The sequence below is a fragment of the Parashewanella hymeniacidonis genome (assembly GCF_016900895.1).
Taxonomy (GTDB): domain Bacteria; phylum Pseudomonadota; class Gammaproteobacteria; order Enterobacterales; family Shewanellaceae; genus Parashewanella; species Parashewanella hymeniacidonis.
Map to the genome: position 1 here is coordinate 1 of NZ_JAFEUN010000202.1, position 3,699 is coordinate 3,699.

The 3,699-nt window shown below is 40.6% G+C and carries 4 protein-coding genes; 2 read left to right on the forward strand and 2 right to left on the reverse strand.

The features are described from left to right. The first annotated feature begins 150 nt into the window (after positions 1-150). Together JQC92_RS21430 and JQC92_RS21435 are read left to right on the forward strand one after the other, a co-directional pair. Entirely contained in the window at positions 151-468 is a 318-nt protein-coding gene (locus tag JQC92_RS21430) for a cyclomaltodextrinase C-terminal domain-containing protein (protein WP_338049537.1), read from the forward strand. Between the two features lie 403 nt (positions 469-871). Next, complete coding sequence (locus tag JQC92_RS21435; RefSeq protein ID WP_205001566.1) at positions 872-2,488, forward strand: hypothetical protein; 1,617 nt, start codon at positions 872-874, stop codon at positions 2,486-2,488. A 57-nt stretch (positions 2,489-2,545) separates the two neighbouring features. On the opposite strand, the gene JQC92_RS21440 is transcribed toward JQC92_RS21435, so the two are convergent. Next, on the reverse strand, positions 2,546-2,911 hold the full coding sequence (locus JQC92_RS21440) for a hypothetical protein (RefSeq protein ID WP_205001567.1): 366 nt from the start codon (positions 2,909-2,911) through the stop codon (positions 2,546-2,548). A 42-nt stretch (positions 2,912-2,953) separates the two neighbouring features. Beyond that, on the reverse strand, positions 2,954-3,511 hold the full coding sequence (locus JQC92_RS21445; RefSeq protein ID WP_205001568.1) for a hypothetical protein: 558 nt from the start codon (positions 3,509-3,511) through the stop codon (positions 2,954-2,956). Positions 3,512-3,699 lie beyond the last annotated feature (188 nt).

Sequence of the window (3,699 nt, forward strand, 5' to 3'; positions counted from 1 at the left end):
TGTTTTGTAGTGAAATTGATGCAAAATCTAAGAAATCTTGCTTTTGGGGTACGGCTCTGAATTTTGCGTAAATCAGATGCCGTACATTTTAACTCTTGAAATGGATTTTTTCAGAACCGACTATTTAACTGGCGTAAAAATTCAACGCTGATCCATCAAGGCAAACTTAAACACTACAACCGCCAAGATGGTACATATGTCTATTTCCGTTATTTTGATGTTCAAACGAAAAAGGTCATGGTGATATTGAATAAAAATACTGAATCGAAATCACTCGATTTAGGCCGTTTTTCAGAAGTGTTGGGTAATGGTAAAAGCTTTGCTGCTCGTAATGTGATGTCGGGTGAAACCGTAATGCTTAAACCTAGAAAACTCAGATGGGTACGTTCTCAAGCGCAGAAAAAATTGTCGGTAGCAAGGCAGAACGTGCAGCAAGTAGTTAATCTACTTGCAAATGTTATAACGTAGATAACGGCAATTTTAGCCAGCTTGTGAGCGTAGAGCGATTCACCCAATAGGTGATAACAGTTAATCAGATTATTACTCAAATACACCTATTATGATCATGGGCTAGAAAGGCTTACTGCCAAGACTTATATTGATTTGGTCGAACTTGCGGTAGATTTAGACAGTATGGAAAACGGGTAATAGCTTAGTAATCATCTTGCAGGAGTTACTCCTCCTGCTTGCATTTAATAACATATATAGTTTGATATTGTTCACAGAAATTCTCACTCTATAAACATATGAATTTTCAGCTATACAATCACTTACTTATTTTACCGTTTTCTACCCTAAATACAGTACTTCAGAACCTGCTAAAAACTGCCGACTTGTTAGTGTTAAAATAACGCTAACAAAGATCAATAAGATGAAATTTACGCTTAACTCAATATTGTTGTGTTCATTAACGGTAGCAAGCTCTGCTTATGCCAGTGAAGTGTCGACACAATACTTTCAATACGGGAAAACCGGTAAATCGCAAGCCATGAATTTGGCGAAAGAGCAGGTTTTTCAAGGCAGCATGTTACGTGTATGTGGCGATCAACAAGCTCGTTTTGATTGCCGTGTGTTCACTCAAGGTAACCGCATCAGCTACCAACCTAAAAATGCCACTCGGGTAGATACTTTTGCGGCCAACAGTAAATTTTGCCGATTTACTGAAAGCCAATTTTCGGGTGAAGTTACTTGCTCAACTGAATTAAGTGCTGCTGTACACAGCGACACCCAATCTATTGCATTAAAGCGTGATTGGATTATGCGAGTGTGCGATCAGCCGCAAACCAGTGACGTTGGTGCTGGTCAATGTGCGGTGTTCGATCAGCATGTGTTTGATGTCAGCCAGCTCAGTTTTGTTCCTGCATGGGTTGAGCTGTTAGAAAAAGCAGACAACAGTTATTGCGTGTTCAGTGATGAACAGGCAACAGGCTTGAGTGCTTGTCATCAGTATGATTCGCCAAATTCAACCGAACAGTGGTTCGATAATGGCCGTTTTTCGATTGCGTTTTTAGCGGACAGCATTGCTGATATGTGTGCCAGCAATGGTTGTGACAATTTCACTACCAGCAACCGCATCCAGTTTTTTAATTCAGTCGATATTGATTTACAAGATGTACGTGGTTTAGGGGTGAGTTACGCTCGCCATAAAATTGAGCCAGCGCCGTATCACTTTTACTTGGCGATGCGCGAATGGGAATCTCGTAAAAACTGGACCAAAGCACATGGCATCAACCCGTTGATCAAAGAAATGAAAGACCGAGTTCATCAACACTACAGTGGCACTAACGCTAAGAAGTATGGCGGCTACTGTAATGAGTTTATTGTTGATCACATGCTGGATTCAGGTTTAACCGATTTACCGGTTCGTTATTCTGGCAGTCAAGCAACCGTGCCATTGGGACGTAATTGGGCGGAGTGGGCGCAAGATGCGAGTGAACAGCCACAAGCGGGTGATGTGGTGGCATTAGTTCGCAATACCGGGGCAAACCTAAATACAGGTTCAAAGGGAACTTATCATACCTCATTGTTTTGGTATGCCGATCAACACAGTGCTTGGTTATTAGGTGGCAACCAAGCGGGTTGGGTTCAGCCTGCGCCGTATTGCCATCGTTGTTCAACCACGTTTGTACGCCGCACCACCCAAGCTACAACCGTAGCGAAAGAAGATCAAAAAGGTGCTTACTACCATGGCTGGGGCAATCAGCATTTATTGGTTGAAGGTGCTTATGAAATTCAGCAAGTGGATTACAGTGATGCAAACTTGTTTAAAGAAAGCGGTGGCTTTGAATATGAACGTTTGCGAGTAAGTGAAAGTGAGCGCCGTTTACGCCCGTTGTATCGTTTGGTTCCGCAAGGTACACCACTTCATGAAGCCGCAGCCGCTGACGCTAAAGTGTATTACTTTCAGCTGCACCCATTGCGCCAGCATCGTGAATTACGCGCATTAGTTTTAGGCCAAAGTGATAACCCTGTTACCATCATTTTGTAATCGCTTAGTTTCCAGTGCTGTTATTCAGCACTGGGATCGCTCCCCTCTGAATACAAGCTAATGAGGATTCACGACTTGAGCAATAGAAGGTCTGATAGTCAGTTTTGAGTCAACATCAACAACAGGTAGAGCATAGAAACTGGTGTTAAGACCCTGCTTTTTCATTTTACGTGCCAAGCGGCGTTTAATCATACTGCTGTCAACAGAGTGATATTCATATTCATAGCCTTTTTGCTTGAGCTCACTGATCAGGTTTTGCGTTAAACTGCAGCTGTCTCGGCCATAAACCGTAATTGAGGGTTGGTACTGAACAGGAACAACGTGTGCCACTTTGGGCGCAGGTGGTGTTTTAGGAGAAAACTTCTGCCAACCTTGGTAAGCGGCAATAACGAATATCGTCAGAAAGAGTATGCGCTTTATCATTGTAGGTATCCTTACCTTGTTTAGTATTTATAGGATACCAGCCTATTTCCGCATAGCAATTGCCATCTGTTGCCTTAACTTTTGTATTTCAGCATTTCTATTAGTAATTTCTTGCTGCAATCTCTGAATTTCTGTAAATGAGTGTTTATCTTTACCATTTAAAATAGTTGTTCTTTGCGAAGATATTGAGCTGCGTTCTTGTTGAAGTTGAGCAATACGTACCTTAATTTCATCAGCAGTCATAGAAACACTAGGTGCTAGCATTAAATTTTCTTCGTCATCGTCATCAGAGTCCGGTGCAACAGTCATATCAATGCCGTTTAATATTTCATCTATAGATTCACCTGTTTCACTGAATCCGTCATGCGATTCTTGCCTGCTCAAAGCAGAGGGTTTAAAGCCATCTTGACAGCGATATATTGTACGTTTTACATTTTCTGTAATGAGTGTTGTTTCACTAAAACCAACTCTTCTACTTTCTTTTTGTGCTTTATTCTCTGGAATCACCTTTTGCTGAGTCACTCCTTCTTCTTCACTAGAATTAGATTGTTCAAATAAACAATCTAAATAAAAACTCACTGGAGAATTTGAAACACTCATTTTGAAAATCCGAAAATGCATTTAATAAACATCGTATTTCAATATTCATATTTATTATAATTAATAATTATTTAGTCGGCTATGAAAAACATCTAACATTATGATCGATAATACAATATAGCTCTTTGATACATTCAATTTCGACCAGAAATGATATAGTGAACCTACGGTTTCTGGTCGTTTTTGGT

What these genes read in the sequence shown, in the direction of transcription:
- JQC92_RS21435 (WP_205001566.1), top strand. Translation starts at nt 872, where the DNA reads ATGAAATTTACGCTTAACTCAATATTGTTGTGTTCATTAACGGTAGCA.
- JQC92_RS21440 (WP_205001567.1), bottom strand. Translation starts at nt 2,911, where the DNA reads ATGATAAAGCGCATACTCTTTCTGACGATATTCGTTATTGCCGCTTAC.
- JQC92_RS21445 (WP_205001568.1), bottom strand. Translation starts at nt 3,511, where the DNA reads ATGAGTGTTTCAAATTCTCCAGTGAGTTTTTATTTAGATTGTTTATTT.